The organism is Dorea sp. ICN-14282, assembly GCF_037890115.1.
GTDB classification, from domain to species: domain Bacteria; phylum Bacillota; class Clostridia; order Lachnospirales; family Lachnospiraceae; genus Dorea_B; species Dorea_B phocaeensis.
The window spans coordinates 802,337-819,186 of sequence record NZ_JBBKBH010000001.1; the positions used below are offsets into that span (position 1 = coordinate 802,337).

The following is a 16,850-nucleotide window of genomic DNA, read 5'->3' on the forward strand; positions in this document are numbered from 1 at the left end:
ATTCTAAAATGTCCTTCCGGGCTCTTCATTCTGATCTGCTGATATTTTCATTTCTTACCGGATATGCTTACCCGGCTCCTCATCCTCATAATCAAATATGCATCTTTCATATACATTGATGACATGCGTATCCTGATATTTATCATAGCGCTTATGCCGTCTTCCATAAGACATATGGACATGGCCGTGCAGGAAAAACTTCTGCCGGTATCGATCTAGAAGCGTAAGAAAGGCCCGAAATCCCTGGTGGGGAAGATCCATCCCGTCATTCAGCTGATATGCCGGCGCATGGGTGACCAAAATGTCAAATCCGCGCCGCCTCAACAGCTGAAGCTTCAGTTTATTAACCCGTGCCTTCATCTGCCGTTCCGTATACTGACACTCCCCCGGCTTATAGCGCATGGAGCCGCCAAGCCCCAGGATTCGTATTCCCTGATGTACATAAATCTTATCCTCAATGCAAATGCATCCTTCTGGCGGCGTCTGGTTATACCTCTCATCATGGTTCCCATGCACGTACAATACCGGAGCCGATGTAAACGTTGCAATGAAAGATAGATAATTAGGATTTAGATCTCCACAGGAAATGATCAGATCAATCCCTTCCAGCTTACTTTTTTCAAAATGATCCCATAGATAAGAGGACTCTTGATCTGCAATAGCAAGTATTCTCATAAATCTTTGTTATCCTTCCTTTTTCTTCACTCCCTGCTGGGAAATCACCGGCCAAGATTGTTCGGTCAGTTCTTCCTCTTCCGGAATCGAACCAATCACATTCTGTGCCAGCCAGTCCATCGTTATGATTTCTTCCGGCGTTAAGCTCCTGCCCGGATCTGACTGCACAACGCCATCCTGAGAATGCAAAACTCCCAAAAACGGGTTCAGCTCTCCGCTGCTGATAGTTTTTCTCAAAAAGTCTACCAGCCTTTTGGTTCCTTCCGGAAGATTCTGAGAACAAATCACATCAATCACTCCTGACGACATTCCCCACCAGTAATTAATCGCCTTATTTGCAGCCGGATCATCATCGTATTTCCATGTTCCATTCATAATCGTCCGCGTCATCTGCTCATAGAATTTTCCCCAGTCCCACAGCGGCATTGCCAGATTTTTGGGCTGTCCGTCTTCCATTTGGTACAACCCAAAATACCGGGACGCTTCCGCAGGAATCACCATGTCCTTTCCCGAAATGCAAGTTGCCTTCGTTTTTCTGATGTTTTCCATAAGATCACAGTCCTTTTTTGTAGACCATTCCAGATACACCTTCGCTCGCGGATTCACGAACTGTGCTCCCAGCGCAAACGCATTGATATTAGCAATGCAGCCGTAAATCGGATAATCTGCAATGTAAGCAATCCTGTCATTTTCTGCCATGGCTCCGGCAATGGCACCCATCAAAAATTTCGCCTCATGCATTCTTGCATAGTAAGTACGGATATAGCGATGCGACGTGTGCAGCGAACAGTTGACGATCCGAAGTTCCGGATATTCAATCGCAACCTTGACACTGGCTTGGACAAAGGCAGGCGTCGTAGTAAAAATCAAATTGCACCCTTCTTCTATCGCATTTCGGATCGTCTTCTCAATCGTTTCCACTGTAACATTCTCATAATATCTGGTTTCAACCTCATCCGGGAACGTCTGCTCCAAATGAAGCCTTCCCAGCTCGTGAGCATACGTCCACGCGGAAGATTCCGGAGTCTTTTCATAGATAAATGCAATCTTCTGCCTGGTGGTGCTAAACGGAAAAAGCCTTCCCAAAATAGATTTCTTCTCCCGCCCTGGGTTCATCTTCAAATCAATATCATTCTCGGTCTCCAGAAGCCGAAACTCTTCCCAGCTCTTCCCAATCAGCCTTTTCAGTTCGCTCGTCGTCATCTCGCAGACCGGCTCATATCCATAGATCGCGATAAACGCTAAAAATGCATCCCCGGATGTAATCGCCAGTCGATCGCCATGACGCGCCTGAAATTCCGCTGAAAACCGCGTATAGATCGATTTAAAATTCATCTTTTCATCGTCGCTCCAGTATTCTCCAGGCTTCTTCCCCACTGCCGCCTGAAGTTCGGCAAAGCGTCCCTCTTCCGAAAACCAGATAGCATTGATTTTCGTCAGCTCATAAAAATCCAAAAATTCATAATAAATTTTGTTCTCTTTTTCTTCCGTGCGCTTGGGAATGATTCTTGTCACATTCCCAGGCACTGACACTACTCCATAGTATTTCATAACGCTGACTCGTTTATTGCCTTCTTCTATATAGAAACGGTTCATATATTCATAGGCTTTAATCGGCTCACGGATTCCTTCATTTTCATGGCTGGTAGAAAGAGCCGCCCACTTATGGGCAAACTCCGTATTTTCCTTTAAAATCGGCATGAAGTTTGCTGCAAATGCGTTGCTTCTTCCTTCCGTCTTCGTTCCTACAATCTGATCCATAGGAATCTGCACAAGTCCAAGCGGCACCTCCGAAAATGTCCCCCTGGTTGGAAGAATCTCATCCAACACCGGAAGGGTAGGATTCTGCTCTTGAAGTATCCGCGCCTGGTACTCTTTTTTCCCTAATTTATACGCTTTCACATACTCTGCTAACGCCATCGGTCTCCTCCTGCTTCTTTGGATCTTCAATCTACTTTTTATACAGCAACAATTATACACATTTTTAAAACGAACGGCAAATAGAATTGTTCTGCCGCCTCTTCTCCTTCTTTACACCACCCGCAGACAGTGCTACACTATAATTAACAAAATAATACTTACCTTTTACGAAGGGGGAACGGATATGAGCAAACGAATTATCACAATTGGACGGCAATTCGGAAGCAATGGACATCGTATCGGAATTGCACTGGCAGACAAACTTGGCATCCACTGTTATGACAAAGACCTCATCCAGCTGGCTGCCGAACAGATGGATATCCCTTATGATCAGCTAAAACGAGTGGATGAAAAACGCGAAAAGCCCTGGGCGTATCAGACGGATCTTGATACCTCCCTGGACCGCCGTTACCGCTATGAACACATTGACGAGAAACTATTTAGCGCACAGTCGGAAGTCATCCGCAAACTTTCTGAGACAGAAGACTGCATTATCGTCGGGCGTTGTGCTGATTACGTATTAAAGGATGTACCAACCAGCAAGCACATCTTCCTCTATGCTCCTTATGAGGTAAGAATTCAAACAGTGATGGAGCGTTACTCCACAGACGAGAAAAAAGCGGAAAAGCTGATTCGTAAAGTGGATAAAGATCGAAGCTATTATTATAATTATTACACAGATCAGTATTGGGAAGACATTGAAAACTATGATTTGTGCCTAGACACCCATGCATTCCCACAAGAAGAGCTTCTCGATCTTCTTTCCGGCATTTACAATCGTCTGTAATTGATCTAAAAACGGTGCAAATTCAAGAGTGAATTTGCACCGTTTTTCTATGCCTTATAAAATTTTTTCAAAACCAATCCGAAGATCTCCGTCTTCGCATCCACCCTTGAGATGAATCTCTCCGCAGGCCAAAAAACCAGCTTTCTCAAGCGCCCTCTGCATCGGAATATTACCGGGATGCGTATCAATTCTAACCGCTGGGAACCCAAGTTCTCCTGCCATCAAAAATCCCTGAGCGAACATCTTCCCAGCCACACCGCGTCCCTTACTTTCATCTGCCACACAAACTCGGTGCATGGATGCATATGCCCCATCAGTCAGCCATTTTCCATTAATTTCTCCATAGGACACATCCGGCGTTGTCTGAAATGCAAATACACCTAAGATCTGCCCGTCTTCCACTGCCAAATAAGCGCACCCGTCTTCAATATCCTGAATCCATACTTCTCTGGACGGATATCCTTTCTGCCACTGGTCAAGCCCCATCTTTTTCAGCTGATTCTTTGCCATCTTCGTAATTTCACACATTCGCTCCAGATCTTTTTCTTTTGCCACTACAAATTCCATCTTCTATCATTCACTCCCGATCTTTTTAATCTCCAACACCTTTAAATCTTTTTCTTCCACCCGAAACTTCACTTCCATTCCGGAATATTCCATTCCATAAACTCTTTCTTTATCTTCCTGGTATGATGGCCTTGGATCCTGAGATAAAATCTGTTCCAACTCCAACTGTTTTTCTCTAGGAAGATTTTCAAGAACGCTTCTCTCCCACTCTACCTTAAGATGATATTTTTGCGCCTCGTCTGTAAAGCCTCCCACTGCATCTTGATGACAGTCTACATAAGGAAGATAGGGCTTAATATCATAGATGGGCGTTCCATCCAAAAGATCAGCCCCGGTCACTCGAAGGATTGGCCCATGGGGTCCCTCCCATACAATTTCTTCCAGCTTGACACTTGATAACCCCAACGGATTTGGCCGATACGGAGATCTGGTCGCGAACACCCCTACTCTGGTATTCCCGCCAAGTCTTGGGGGACGCACCATCGGACGAAAGGTCTCTTGTACCGCTTCTGAAAAACACCAGATCAACCAGAGATGAGAATATGCATCCAATCCTCGCAATGCATCCGGATTTCGGTATTTCGGTACAAACACAATCTCGGCTTTCGTATCCGCCAGCCCGCTTTGACGCGGAATCCCAAATTTTGACGGAAAATCCGTATGAATATGGGCAATTACCTTCATTTCGTTCATAACTCATCTCCTACTTTAGTAAGCTTTTAATCTTGGCAATTTCTTCTTTATGCCCTCTATCATCCAAAGGCGTCTCCAGATAAAATGGAATTCCTCTAAGCCTTGGATGACGGATCACACGAAGAAGCGCATCCATACCAATCTCTCCGCCTCCGATCACCGCATGCCGGTCCTTATGAGAGTCAAACGGCATCATACTGTCATTTAGATGAATGGCACGCAGAAGATCGAGCCCCAATATCCGATCGAACTCTTCCAATACTCCATCCAGATTCTCTACAATATCATATCCCGCCGCATACACATGGCAGGTATCCAGACAGATTCCAATCCGTTCGGGATGTAAGACTCCGTCACGAATTGCTTTCAACTCCTCAAACTTTGCTCCAATCTCTGTTCCTTTTCCGCTCATGGTCTCTAACAGTACACAGATCTTCTCCTGACCGGTTATCGCCTGATTAAGCCCGGCGATAATGTTTTGGATTCCTGCCTCCACCCCGATTCCGGTATGGCTCCCCGGATGAAATACCAGATTCTCAATTTCCAACGCATCCATCCGGCGGATATCCTCCCGGATCACCGTACATGCAAATTCATAGACGGACTCTTTCTCACTGGCAAGATTCATAGTATACGGAGCATGTGCAAGGATGGGACCAAACCCGTTCCCCCTTCGAATCTCCTGAAACTTTTGCACTTCCTCGTCACTGTATGTTTTATAAGTAGATCCTCTCGGATTTCTGCTGAAGATCTGCATGGTATTCGCTTCCATCTTCACCACATTTTTCGCTGTCTTCTCAAGCCCTGCGGCAATCGACATATGAGTTCCTATCACCAGGTTTTCTGCTGTTGTCTTCTCCATAATCTATCGCTTTCTCCTTATATTTTCTGAAGCACTGCTTCTATCCTACATTAAAAATCTCGCCCATCCAGCTACCGTCTTAAGAACTGCTATCCGAAATTTCTTCTTTGCGCTAAGTTCTTGCCTTTCTACTCCTTCCGGTACTTCATAAGTATCTTTCCCCGTCACCTTCAGAGCATGTTGTTCATATTTTTTCATTTCATCACGAAGCTGTTCATTCACTTCGCGGCTGTCCACCACAAGCATCAGCTCCGTATCAAGATAAGCACTTCGCATATCCCAGTTAAAAGAACCAATCGCCGCCAGACGATCATCAATCGTAAAACACTTCCCGTGGTAGGAAACTCCTTTGTCATATTCCAGGATTTCCACTCCAGTATCACAAATCTTCTCCTTGTTCTTTTGATAATCCATCGCACCAAATGGATTTCCATTGTTGGCAACGGAGTTGGTCATCATTTTTACATCCTTATCACCTTCGCAGACCTCCTTAAGCCTTTCCAGCATCCAGTCGTCGCAGATGACATATGGAGTATGGAATACCACTTCCTCCTTCGCCTGCTTCATCAATTCCGTAATGGTATAAAATACCACCGGCTCTTTCGCCAGAATATGGGTCGGATTGGAAATCAACTGAATCTGGTTGACCGGAAGGGTTATCGATTCGTAATCGATCTTTCCAAGCTCATCTCCATACGCCTCTTTCAAAGTTTTTACTGCGTCTGCAATCTCTCCCTCTGCCTTCTTAACAGATGGATTCTGTTTCCAAAAACGGCTCTTCCCAAATGTCTTGCATTCCGGCATTTTCCATACAGATTCAAAATAAGAACGCACCTGTTCCAAAGAACTGTCCCCTGATGCCTCTTTTGTATAAACCAGCATATCCCAGTCGTAATTCTTATATCCTTTCTGGTCGCCTAGGAAAAAATCAAACGTGTTTCGTCCGCCTAGAATATACGCCGTACGATCTGCAATCAGATACTTATCGTGAAGCCGCCCCATAATGCCCCATGGTTTCCACGGCCGAACCGGGTTATACACCCGAATCTCCACATTCTCTGTCTGTGCCAGCGCAAGAAACTTCGGATTCCCCCACATCGTTGTAAGATATGGAAAACCATCCACCAAAACCCGAACCTTCACTCCACGAGCGGCAGCATCTGCCAATGCGGCAATCATCTGCGTCCCGCTGGTGTCAGAGTCAAACTCAAAAGTAGACAAAATGATCTCTTCCTCTGCCTGAGAAATCAAGCGAAGTCTCTCCTCTAACGCTTCTCCGTTATCAGAAATCACCTTTGCCCGTTCTCCTGATGGCTGATCCGAATAAAAACGCTCCACTTCAAGCTCTTTCTTTGTCTTTTCCGTCACCTTAGGCTGCCTTGCAAATGGAAGGATTGCCCCCAAAGCAAACAACACTAACACTGCTGCGATTATCACAATGACCATCTTTCGACTACGCCTCTTTTCTGCCCCTATTTCTTCCTGGCTGCCTTTCTGCTGTTTCCAAGCATTCCAGTACATTCTTAAGTACAGACAAAGGGAAACTGCCATCACGCAAACACTAACTGCTACCATCAGATTCACCGCCAGGTAAGGCAGGTTAGGAAGCAGTAATACAAGAAACATCACCAGATCTAATACTGCTGTGCAGATTTTTCCATGCATCTTTGCGCCGCCCATACGATATCCCTTATGCATCATATACGCGCCCAGGATTCCCATAATGGTTTCCTTCAATAAAAACAAAAGTAAAAGCACGCCCATTGCCGGATACCGGAATGTAAAACTAAGCGCCAGCGTCCCCTGGGTCATTTTATCCGCAATGGGATCCAGAATTTTCCCAAACTCCGTCACCATGTTAAACCTTCGTGCAATCTTTCCGTCCAGGAAATCCGACAAAAACGAAAGCACCATAATTCCAGCCGCAATCTGGTAGTCCCTAACGCTGTCTGCTCGAATATATACGATCAGATAGATCGGAATCAGCAAAATCCGAAAATATCCCATCAAATTCGGAATTGAAAAATATTCACGTTTATCCCATTTCATACCTTTTTCGTCCTCTCCTGAAATTATTTCAGCTTATGTCCACATTTCCTGCAAAACGCCGCGGATTCTGCAACTTTCTCTCCACAATTTGGACAGAAGCGTTCTGTCTTTTTCTGTTTTAACTGCGTAATTTTATCAAAGAAAGCAATCAGCTCCGGAAGGGGATCCTCAAATCCCCCCTCATAGTACGCCTTTCCAAGTTCCAGATACGTCTGGCTTAATTCATCCAATTGTCCATTTCCCATCTGATTCTTCGGATTCAATTTTTCATAATTTACAAATACTGTCTCATCTTTGCTTCCCATATCCGTCTCTCTCTTTCTATGTATTTCTAACCTAAAGCTTCTTTTGCATTTCTTCTGCTAGGCCAGCTCAAATTTCATTCTTGGATCCTTCAGATAAAGAATCGTTCCTCTGGACAAGTAGTAATGGCGCTCCTTTCCAAGCGGCTGTCCACTCTCTAAAAAGCAGCAGCACCTCTCCTTTGGGGTAACGCAATACTCGCCATATACAGGAAGATAGAATACCTCCGCCAGCACTTCCTCACTCTGCTGTCCTGCGACTGACACCTGCTGCCCATCCCACACAAAGTAGACAGGAACTCTCTCTTCCATAAGGAAAACCTTTCCGGTAAATATTCCACTCTTTCCGCGCAACGCTCCCTGATAATCGCTCAGTAGATTCTGCTCCCACGCCTGCTGCTTTTGCTGCTTTTGCTTTTCTTTCTCCAAACTCTGAATCTGGTTCAAATAGTCCTGCTCCGTCACCGGATGCGACTGTCTCCCTTGCGTTTCCCAGGGATTTTTTTTCTGATGAAATCCCTCCGGCAAAATATCATATGCGCCAGTCTGCGGAATCTGTCTGGCCTTTAACAGTCCTAAAACGCACAGTGTAAAGATTCCGGCATAGATCAGGCACCATAATACAATCGGGAGACTTCGGATCCGAAGTACATCCCCCATTCCAAAGAAATCCAGTCCACTCCGAAGTGCTTTCATTTTCTGATATACAGAAACACTGCAGATTACAACCAACACATTTATGATCAACGCTCCCCCAAATGCCGGAATATAAAACCTTCTCCAGCCTGCCGCCTCACAAAGCACCGCACTTGCAAGAATCAATACAATCAGAGCAAGAATCAGGAAGAAAAATGGTTTCATGTAGTTTTTTGCAATCTCTCCAAGTTCTCCCCATGCATCCGCTCCACTTCCGATTCCCATCTTCATCACATCTAGCAAGGAAATAGAAATTCCCGACACCTCAATCAACGGTAAAAATATCATACACCCCGACACCACAAACAATGCCGCCGCGATATGTCTCCATGTCTTCCTCATCTTTTGTCCTCCTGCTCCTCTTCTATATTCTCCAGAAGGCGCTCCCTCTGTCTTGCAAAGCTTTTGCCCGTTGCAATCAATGCCGCCAAACAGGCAATTGCTCCCGTCAATCCAATTCCTGTAAGAATCCATCCTATCATCATTCTGACAACCAACCTCCTGATACTACCTGCTGATATACCTGATTCAACAGCTCCATCTCACTGTCTGTATCGTTCTCTTTTTGCTCTTCCTGATACCATTTTTTTGCCTTCTCATAGTATTCTTCAAACGAACGGTAATCCCTCTGCCTGTTCTGCTTCTGCTCCTGCTTATCAATTTCCAGAAATGCCAGCCGTTTATAGATATTGTAATCTTCACCATATTTTTCCAGCATTTCTTTGGCATAGGTTTCTGCATCTGAAAGATTCCCCTGCTTCTGCATCAAAATCACCAGATTATTATAGGTATCGTAACTGTCCCATCCCTGATCGATCACAGTTAGAAGGGCATCAGACGCTTCCTTAAGATAGCTGTTTTCTCCACTTTTTCCCGCAAGCTTAAGATCCACTTCTACCAAACGCTGCAAAATCAACATTTGATTTTCCATCGGCAGCGCGTTCCTTGCTTCGTTTAGAATCTCCCGCTGATCCAGGTCTCTTCCCTGTTCTTCATAAAGATCCTGAATCAGGACATATGCTCTTGCTTTTAATTTTGCATCTTCGGAAATTTCAATACAGTTTCTAAAATCTTGTACCGCCTCCTCTGGTTTTCCAAGAGACTTCTTAATTTCTCCGCGGGTATAATATACAGAATCTTCCCCAAGTCCTAAGTCTATCGCCTCATTAAGAGCCTTCTCAGCATCATTTTCTTCTCCATTATAAGCCAGCGCCACAGCATAATCCCGGTAATATACCTGATGGAATCCGCCCCGCTGGAACAATTTTTCAAAGGCTTCTACAGCTTCTTCATATTCTTCAAGCTCCATATGGCTTTCTGCTGCAAGATAATAAAGATCTGCCATTCGCTCCTGCATCAGATTCAGTTTTTCGTTCTCTTCCACATCATACTCCACAAAGGAAATACAATCTTCGTAGGCTTCCTGCTCAAACAGCGCACAGGCATTCTGATAATAGCTTTCCAAGGAAGTCGGCAAAATCCGAACTGCCTCTTCAAAGACTTCCTCCTGCCTGTCATACTCCTTGTTTTCCCGATATTCTTCCTGCTGTGCCACCAGTCTGTTATATTCTGTCACCCGTTCCGCCCGGATTCGATAAATACCATAACCGCCAATAGCAAGACATCCTGCCATTCCTATCAGCAGTCCAAAACGGACTGCCTTCTGTCTGCGAAGGAGCGCCTGATATCTCCAATCCTTCTTCGCTACATTCTGAAATGCAAGGAACATCTCAAATGCGTTCTGGAATCGTTTCTTTGGATCAATCTCCACTGATTTCGCAATAACCTGGGCAAATGCCTCGCTGGTTCTCTCCGCCAGATATTCCCGATCCAAACGATCCTTGTATCCGCTAAGCTTCTTTCCAGTCGCCAAATGATAAAGCGTAGCGCCCACACTGTAAAGATCTGCTTTCTCATCAATCTTTGCATACTTTCCAATGGAACGCTCCGACTCCTTATCCAGCGCAATAATATATTGCTCCGGAGAGGTATAACCATCTGTGTATCCCAACACTGCATTTTCATCTAAAAAGAAAGAAATATTAAAATCAATCAGACAGATATTCCCCTGTGGAGTCAACATAATATTGGCCGGTTTAATATCTCCGTGAATAACCGGAGGATTCTGACTATGCAGATAATTGAGCGCGCTGCAGATCTGCATTCCATATCGGATCAGCTCGCCTTGTGAAAATCGTCTCTTCTCTTTCAGAAGCTGACGGAAGGATTTTCCCGGAATGTAGCTCATCACTGTATAGACTTCATGGTCAATCGTCAGGAAATCTAAAACCTGGGGAAGGTAAGAATGATTCAGGTTTTTCAAAATATCCACTTCCTGACGCTTATCCGCCACAGAAAACCGTTTCCCCTTGATCTGCTTTAAGACCACTTCCTTGCGAAGCCTTTTATGATAAGCCAGATAGACGATGCCTCCACCGCCTTCTCCTAGCTTTCTTATGATTTGATATGTATCCGATAACTCATTTCCACTTCTCATCTTCTGTTCCCTTATCTTTGTTATTCTACTTCCAATAATGCTTCAAACGCTTCATCTGCAAGCAGAATTCTTGTTCCATTCTCCAGCTTTACCGCTTCCGAAATCTCATTCCCATTTACGAATGTATGATTTAAAGAATTGAGATCTTGTAAAACATAGAAATCTTCTTCCTTCCAGATCTTTGCATGATGTCTGCTGACAGAAACATTTCCCTGAATCACATAATTACAGTCCGTTCCTTTTCCCAGAAGAAAGGAGTCCGTTCCTACTTCTATCTCTTCCCCCGTCTTTTCCCGTCTAAGCCGAAGCGATACTTTCGGCGAACGGCTTAAAAATACGGTTGCTTCCTCTTCATACGCCGCCTCTTCCTGCTTCGCAATGGGTGGAATATATTCCCGAATCTTAACCGCAGGCTTCTGTCCTTTTGTTCTTTCTATCGGCGGAATCATCTTCGCCGTTTCCGCCGTCCAGCCGTTCAAATAATCGCGCATATCTTCTTCCTCCTATCGCCTGTCCTTTGCAATTCTCCGCAGGGAAATCATACTCACCACCAGACATACCACCGTCATCAGAAGTAAGATTCCCCAGCACTGCACTACGTGACCCTTCGCCGCCTTAAAGAAAGCTTCCGCCTCATGTTCCAGCATCGGATAATCTTTTTGAAGTTTCAAATCCAGCCGATTCAGCTTAGCAATACTTCCAAGCGCTTCCACAGACCATCTGCTAACTGTAAAATAAGAAATCAGTTTCCCTGCTCCTTTTAACTGGAAGAGAATTCCAGAGAACAAAAGCTGAATAATCAGCACAAAGGGGGCTGCCGCCATTGCCTTATCCCCGCTTCGCACCATCGCCGACAGTACAAAACCAAGTGCAATCGCCGCCAAAACGGTCAGCCATACCGTAAGGAACATCTCCATTGTAAAATTGTTGAAGAAAATTCCCGCCCGTTTCTTACCAATCAAGCCTAAGAAAATCATCGTAAGCGCCGCCGCCTGAATTCCGCCAAGTGCGAACTGAAATACAAACTTAGACATAACATACCCCGGAAGCCGCAGGTTTGCCATGTACTCCCTTTTTACAATCGTCCGCTCCTTACAGATCTCCTGAATCGAATTAAACAGACCAATCCAGATTCCCGAACAGCTAAGAGCAAACAACATCGACTTGGTACTTTCATAGATCTTAAAGATATCCTTATCTGCCACTACATACAAAAGGGCTGCAATCAAACATGGCTGCAGTAATAACACCAGTAACCGCTGCGTATCGTGGAACATCAGCTCCCCGTAACGCTGTGCCAGCACAAGGAACTGCTGAAATCTCGCGTTTTTGGATCGTTTCACCGGAATTGGCTTTCTCTCTCCTGCCGTACCTGAATTCTTTTCCCGCTGTCTGGCATTTCGATACTTTCTCTCGCAGGCTTCCGGATCCTCCGCAATCATATTATAAATATTCACCAGATCATCCGTCTGATAAAAAGCCTTTGCTTCCTCCACATTTCCGCAAAAACAAAGCCTTCCTCCTGGTCCCATGAAGATGATCTTATCACACAAATGAAGATTTGCCGTTGTATGGGTAACCATGATAATCGTCTTATTCTGCTGCCTTGCAAGCTTTTTCAAACTGATCATCAGGTTTTTCTCCGTTCCCGGATCCAGACCGGATGTAGGTTCATCCAAGAAGAATAACTTCGGATCGGCTAAAAGTTCCACTGCAATACTGGCACGCTTCTTCTGCCCTCCCGACAGCTTACGGATATAAGTCTTCTGATGCTCCACCAGATCTACCATCTGAAGAACCTCCAAAATCCGTTTCTCAATCTCCGACGCCCTGGTATCCTTCGGCATTCGGATTTTGGCTGCGTAATATAGCATCTTCTTAAGCGTCAGATTTTCATAAATAATATCCTGCTGCGGTACAAATCCGATCATATTCTTTAACATCTGAAAGTGTTCCACCAGATCTGTACCATTACAATATACCTTGCCCGCAAAATCCGGTTCAAATCCGCTGATCGCATTCATCAGCGTCGTCTTTCCCGCACCGGATCCTCCAATGATTGCCACAAATTCATTTCCCTCAATCTCACAGCTTACATGATTTAAGATGCGCTTTTTCTTTGATCCCTTTCCGACTTCCTTCGTGACATCACGTACCTGAAGAGAGATTCCTTCGGGCGCTGTTTTATAATAGATTCCATTTTGACAGAACAGAAGCTGGAAGCCTAGAATCTGAATTACATCCTTATCCTGAAGTTTTCTTCTTCCCGTTACCCGCTCTCCGTTTACTAATACTCCATTCACACTGCCGGAATCTTCCAGTACACAAGTGCCCTGTATCCTGCCGATTCTGCAATGCACACGGGAAATTCCCGGTCCCGGAAGACAGATATCATTAGAAGAATCCCTTCCAATCGTTATAACTTCTCTGCTCAAAGGCTTCCATTTCCACACTTCCCGCTTTTCACTAACCGAATACAGAAGCAAAACCCGGTTCCGCGACTGTTGTAAATTACCGATACAGAGAATATCCTTATCATATACTTCCACCATACCATCTTGTTTCGCTAGAAGTCGTCTTCCGCTTCCCAATCCTAGAAAGGTTCCGTTCCTGCTGTCTTCATCCTGATACATCAGCCGTCCATTCTCTAACAGCATTGTCCCCTGAATCTTGGAAACAATCGCGTCCGTCATCACAACGTCGCAGATGGATTCATCTCTTCCCAATACCAGCTTCTGCTTTTGATATTGTCCAAGTGAGATCTCACTTAATTTACCGTTTGTATCTATGATTGTCAGAATCTGTTCTCTCATTGTCCTCTTTCTCCTTTAGACGGATCACTCCCCATTTTCCATCCTTCTTTACCCAGCATTTTCCGTCGTGCACCGGACGAATCTCTTCGAATACGCCTGCCGAAATCACGACTTTTCCGGAAGTGTCCCGAAGTTCCCATTTTCCCTTTTTGCAAAGTGGCACATATCCATCCGAAGCCGCGTAACAGAACTCCTCTTCTTCCGGCTTACTTACGGTGTCATAACTGAACACGTAAGATTCGTAAGTACAGGAAGCATCGTATTCAAACGGAATCACCGTCTTTCCTTTCTCGTCAATATAGCCCCATTTTCCATCCTTCTTTGCCGCAGCCACTCCTTCGGAAGCCACTCCACATTCTTCATAAATAAAATCTGTCAGCAGCTCCCCTTCCGGATCACAGAGCGCATATTTACTTTTCAGTTCCTCGTACCACTGGCGATCATTCTGATCCCCATTATACAATTCCTCCGAACGCTTCACAGGAATCACCGCTTCCGGCTTCTTCTGATACTCCATCCCCATTGAGATGGCTTCTGCTGCTTCGGCTACATTATGAAGTCCGTCACAGTAATAAAATCCCCCCCGATAAAGCTGGGCATCTCCAAAGACTGCAACTGCCGGCTTTACCTTCTTGTCCTCTTCCACAAAATAATAATCCGACATCTCAGTATCATACTCTGGCTCATACACCGGCTCCTTCGTCTCTAATTCATAATATTTCCAAATACAGCCCACGCCTTGGTACTTTACTTCCGCCGCCAGCTTTCCATCCATTCCGATAATTCCATAAGCATCCTTTCTCTTTAGGACTGCATAGGACGTATTCATCTGCCTGTTTAACGCATTCCAGGAGTAATCTTTCATATTTTCATCTTTCAGATAATAAATATCATCCGCCTCTATTTTGGGCTCTACTGCCCAGGTATAAGCTTTTTTACTATTGGTTTTCCCATCCTCGCCTTCTTGCTTCTCCGGATCTTTCTGTCCGTTTTTATCCGGATCTTTTTCCGGCTTCTTATCGTTTTCTTCTGCATTTTGATCTGCGGTCTGACTCTCTTCTCCAACCTCTTCTCTTTGCTTGGAAGGATCTTTTTGACTTTCTCCTTCTGCCAGGATTTCCTCCGCCTTCTCATACTCTTCCTGCTCTTCATAAATCCATGCCAGCTTCTCATAAGGCTCCTGTTCTTTCGGCGCCACTTTCACAGCCCTTAAATACGCCGCTTCCGCATTTTCATAATCCAGATCTTCCAGATACTTCTCAGCCTGCGCAATATATTTCTTATAATCTCTCTTCTCCTTGTGTGCCATCAAGGTAAAAGAAGACGCCGCACAAAGTCCCATAATAAGAAAAGCCGCCGTGATCACAACCCATCTACGGCCGCTCCAGCTGCCCTTATTCTTCTTTCCAACAGCTTTCTCATTCCTTCTATCTTCGTTTCCTTCTGCTTCCCAGAATCCGCCTTTGCTCACAGGATCCTGCAAAAATTCCGCCCCGCATTTTTTGCAAAATTTTACATCATCCTTATTTTCCGTTCCACACTGTCTACAAAACATACCTTATCCTCACTATATAGACTGCTTTCTTTCTCAAAATACTATATAGGGTATTATACAGCGGCTGTTTTTTCAATTCAAGTCATTTAAAAGAGAAAAGAACCCTCCAGGGAGTCAATTGAGATGCTCCCGGAAGGATCCTTTTGTCTATTTTCATTCTTTCTATTTTTCACAGAAGCATATTCCAAATGCTTCCGGACCAATATGCGTTCCGATTGCAGGACCGATCTGACGCCGTGCCTGAATCTGATATCCTTTCTTCTCCAGCCGCTGTTCCAGCTTCCCACAGTTTTCTTCTCCGTAAGAAAACAGAGAATAGATTGGGTACTGCTCATCAATCTGTGCTTCTTCCACCTTTTTCTGCAAAAATCCCAGCGTTCGATTTATGCCAAGCCCTTTGCCGATCACATCAACCTTTCCTTCTTTGTTTACCGTAATGACAGGCTTAATATTCGCCATCTCTCCGATCGCCGCGGCGGCCTTACTGATTCTTCCGCCCATAGCCAGATACTCCAGTGTATCCAGAGCCGCAAAAATCCTGGTTCTTCCCTTTACTTCTTCCAGCTCCTCTACAATCTCTTCTGCCGTCTTCCCCTGTGCGATCCGCTTAAGCGCTGTGTCACACAGCATCTGAACCGCCACAACCGCACTTAAGGAATCCACCAAATAAATCTTTTCATATTCCACCATATTACGTGCCAAAAGTGCACTCTGATATGTGCCGCTTAATGCAGAGGACAACAGGATACAGATCAGTTCATCCCCATTTTTCTTAACTTCCTCAAAAACATTTAAAAACTCCTGCGGGGATGGCTGGGATGTCTTAGGAAATACTTTCCCGGACGTTAATTTCTGATAAAATTTATCCCGTTTTAGATTCACTCCATCCAAATACTGCTCTTCCTCAAAGTTTACCTGTAATGGCACCAGATATAATCTTCTCTCCTTAATTTCCTCCTGGGAAAAATCTGCTGCCGAATCTACCAATACTCGAATCATACGATCTCCTCTCCTGCAATCTGTGCAATCAAATTGAAAAGCTTTAACGCCTGATTGGCATTTTCCTCTCCAATTCGATCTACCAGCTTATTTACAATACTCAAAATATGCTCGTGCTGTTCCCGGTATAAAATCATCTTATCCTCATTCAGCGCGATAAAAATCTGTCTCTTGTCCTTTTCTGAACGCTGTCTGTGAATCCAGCCCTTTTGCTCCATACTGATTAGCGTGCGGTTCATCTGTGATTTCTGCATCTTCGTCCATCCACACAAATCCGTTGCTGTAATATTTCTCTCCTTATTATGATAGAGCATCCGGCAGATCAGCGCCTCGTTTAACGGCATCTCTGATACAATACGTTCATTATTAATTGCGGTTGTCAACTGGATCCATGCGTCTAAAATCTGCTCATTCAATTCGTTCATATATCATCCC

16 protein-coding genes are annotated in these 16,850 nt (G+C 44.8%); 1 reads left to right on the top strand and 15 read right to left on the bottom strand.

Annotated elements, in window-relative coordinates; all coding sequences use genetic code 11:
• Nucleotides 1–54: 54 nt before the first annotated feature.
• A complete protein-coding gene (locus WKT00_RS03815; RefSeq protein WP_340261069.1) occupies nucleotides 55–675 on the bottom strand; it encodes a metallophosphoesterase family protein in 621 nt (206 codons plus the stop codon).
• A 9-nt stretch (nucleotides 676–684) separates the two neighbouring features.
• On the bottom strand, nucleotides 685–2,595 hold the full coding sequence (locus WKT00_RS03820; protein ID WP_340261071.1) for a BMP family ABC transporter substrate-binding protein: 1,911 nt from the start codon (nucleotides 2,593–2,595) through the stop codon (nucleotides 685–687).
• 184 nt (nucleotides 2,596–2,779) lie between these two features.
• Between WKT00_RS03820 and WKT00_RS03825 the strand changes: the two genes are divergently transcribed.
• Entirely contained in the window at nucleotides 2,780–3,382 is a 603-nt protein-coding gene (locus WKT00_RS03825) for a cytidylate kinase-like family protein (RefSeq protein ID WP_101694074.1), read from the top strand.
• Between the two features lie 54 nt (nucleotides 3,383–3,436).
• Here WKT00_RS03825 and WKT00_RS03830 read toward each other — a convergent pair whose 3' ends face one another.
• From WKT00_RS03830 to WKT00_RS03890, 13 genes are all read right to left on the bottom strand, one after another.
• On the bottom strand, nucleotides 3,437–3,949 hold the full coding sequence (locus WKT00_RS03830; RefSeq protein WP_101694073.1) for a GNAT family N-acetyltransferase: 513 nt from the start codon (nucleotides 3,947–3,949) through the stop codon (nucleotides 3,437–3,439).
• A gap of 6 nt (nucleotides 3,950–3,955) precedes the next feature.
• Nucleotides 3,956–4,642, bottom strand: coding sequence for a tRNA (N6-threonylcarbamoyladenosine(37)-N6)-methyltransferase TrmO (gene tsaA, locus WKT00_RS03835; protein WP_340261074.1), 687 nt, complete (start codon nucleotides 4,640–4,642; stop codon nucleotides 3,956–3,958).
• Nucleotides 4,643–4,652: 10 nt separating this feature from the next.
• Nucleotides 4,653–5,504 carry a deoxyribonuclease IV gene (locus WKT00_RS03840; RefSeq protein WP_340261076.1) on the bottom strand — a complete coding sequence of 284 codons (852 nt, stop codon included), beginning with the start codon at nucleotides 5,502–5,504 and terminating at the stop codon, nucleotides 4,653–4,655.
• Between the two features lie 45 nt (nucleotides 5,505–5,549).
• A complete protein-coding gene (locus WKT00_RS03845) occupies nucleotides 5,550–7,553 on the bottom strand; it encodes a phospholipase D-like domain-containing protein (RefSeq protein ID WP_340261078.1) in 2,004 nt (667 codons plus the stop codon).
• Nucleotides 7,554–7,576: 23 nt separating this feature from the next.
• Nucleotides 7,577–7,858: a zinc ribbon domain-containing protein gene (locus WKT00_RS03850; RefSeq protein ID WP_101694069.1), complete on the bottom strand. Its 282-nt coding sequence runs from the start codon at nucleotides 7,856–7,858 to the stop codon at nucleotides 7,577–7,579.
• Between the two features lie 57 nt (nucleotides 7,859–7,915).
• Entirely contained in the window at nucleotides 7,916–8,893 is a 978-nt protein-coding gene (locus tag WKT00_RS03855; RefSeq protein ID WP_340261081.1) for a hypothetical protein, read from the bottom strand.
• Nucleotides 8,890–9,036, bottom strand: a complete 147-nt coding sequence (locus WKT00_RS03860; protein ID WP_159459840.1) for a hypothetical protein — start codon at nucleotides 9,034–9,036, stop codon at nucleotides 8,890–8,892. Before WKT00_RS03860 ends, WKT00_RS03855 begins: the two co-directional genes overlap by 4 nt.
• On the bottom strand, nucleotides 9,033–11,048 hold the full coding sequence (locus tag WKT00_RS03865) for a protein kinase domain-containing protein (RefSeq protein ID WP_340261085.1): 2,016 nt from the start codon (nucleotides 11,046–11,048) through the stop codon (nucleotides 9,033–9,035). The genes WKT00_RS03860 and WKT00_RS03865 overlap by 4 nt, the downstream gene beginning before the upstream one ends.
• 20 nt (nucleotides 11,049–11,068) lie before the next feature.
• Entirely contained in the window at nucleotides 11,069–11,539 is a 471-nt protein-coding gene (locus WKT00_RS03870) for an FHA domain-containing protein (RefSeq protein WP_101694066.1), read from the bottom strand.
• A gap of 12 nt (nucleotides 11,540–11,551) precedes the next feature.
• On the bottom strand, nucleotides 11,552–13,861 hold the full coding sequence (locus tag WKT00_RS03875) for an ATP-binding cassette domain-containing protein (protein WP_101694065.1): 2,310 nt from the start codon (nucleotides 13,859–13,861) through the stop codon (nucleotides 11,552–11,554).
• Nucleotides 13,821–15,416, bottom strand: a complete 1,596-nt coding sequence (locus WKT00_RS03880) for a WG repeat-containing protein (protein ID WP_101694064.1) — start codon at nucleotides 15,414–15,416, stop codon at nucleotides 13,821–13,823. Before WKT00_RS03880 ends, WKT00_RS03875 begins: the two co-directional genes overlap by 41 nt.
• Nucleotides 15,417–15,578: 162 nt before the next feature.
• Nucleotides 15,579–16,415 (bottom strand): DegV family protein, encoded by an 837-nt coding sequence (locus tag WKT00_RS03885; protein ID WP_340261090.1) that lies wholly within the window; start codon nucleotides 16,413–16,415, stop codon nucleotides 15,579–15,581.
• On the bottom strand, nucleotides 16,412–16,840 hold the full coding sequence (locus WKT00_RS03890; RefSeq protein WP_101694062.1) for a MarR family winged helix-turn-helix transcriptional regulator: 429 nt from the start codon (nucleotides 16,838–16,840) through the stop codon (nucleotides 16,412–16,414). The genes WKT00_RS03885 and WKT00_RS03890 overlap by 4 nt, the downstream gene beginning before the upstream one ends.
• Between the last annotated feature and the right edge of the window lie 10 nt (nucleotides 16,841–16,850).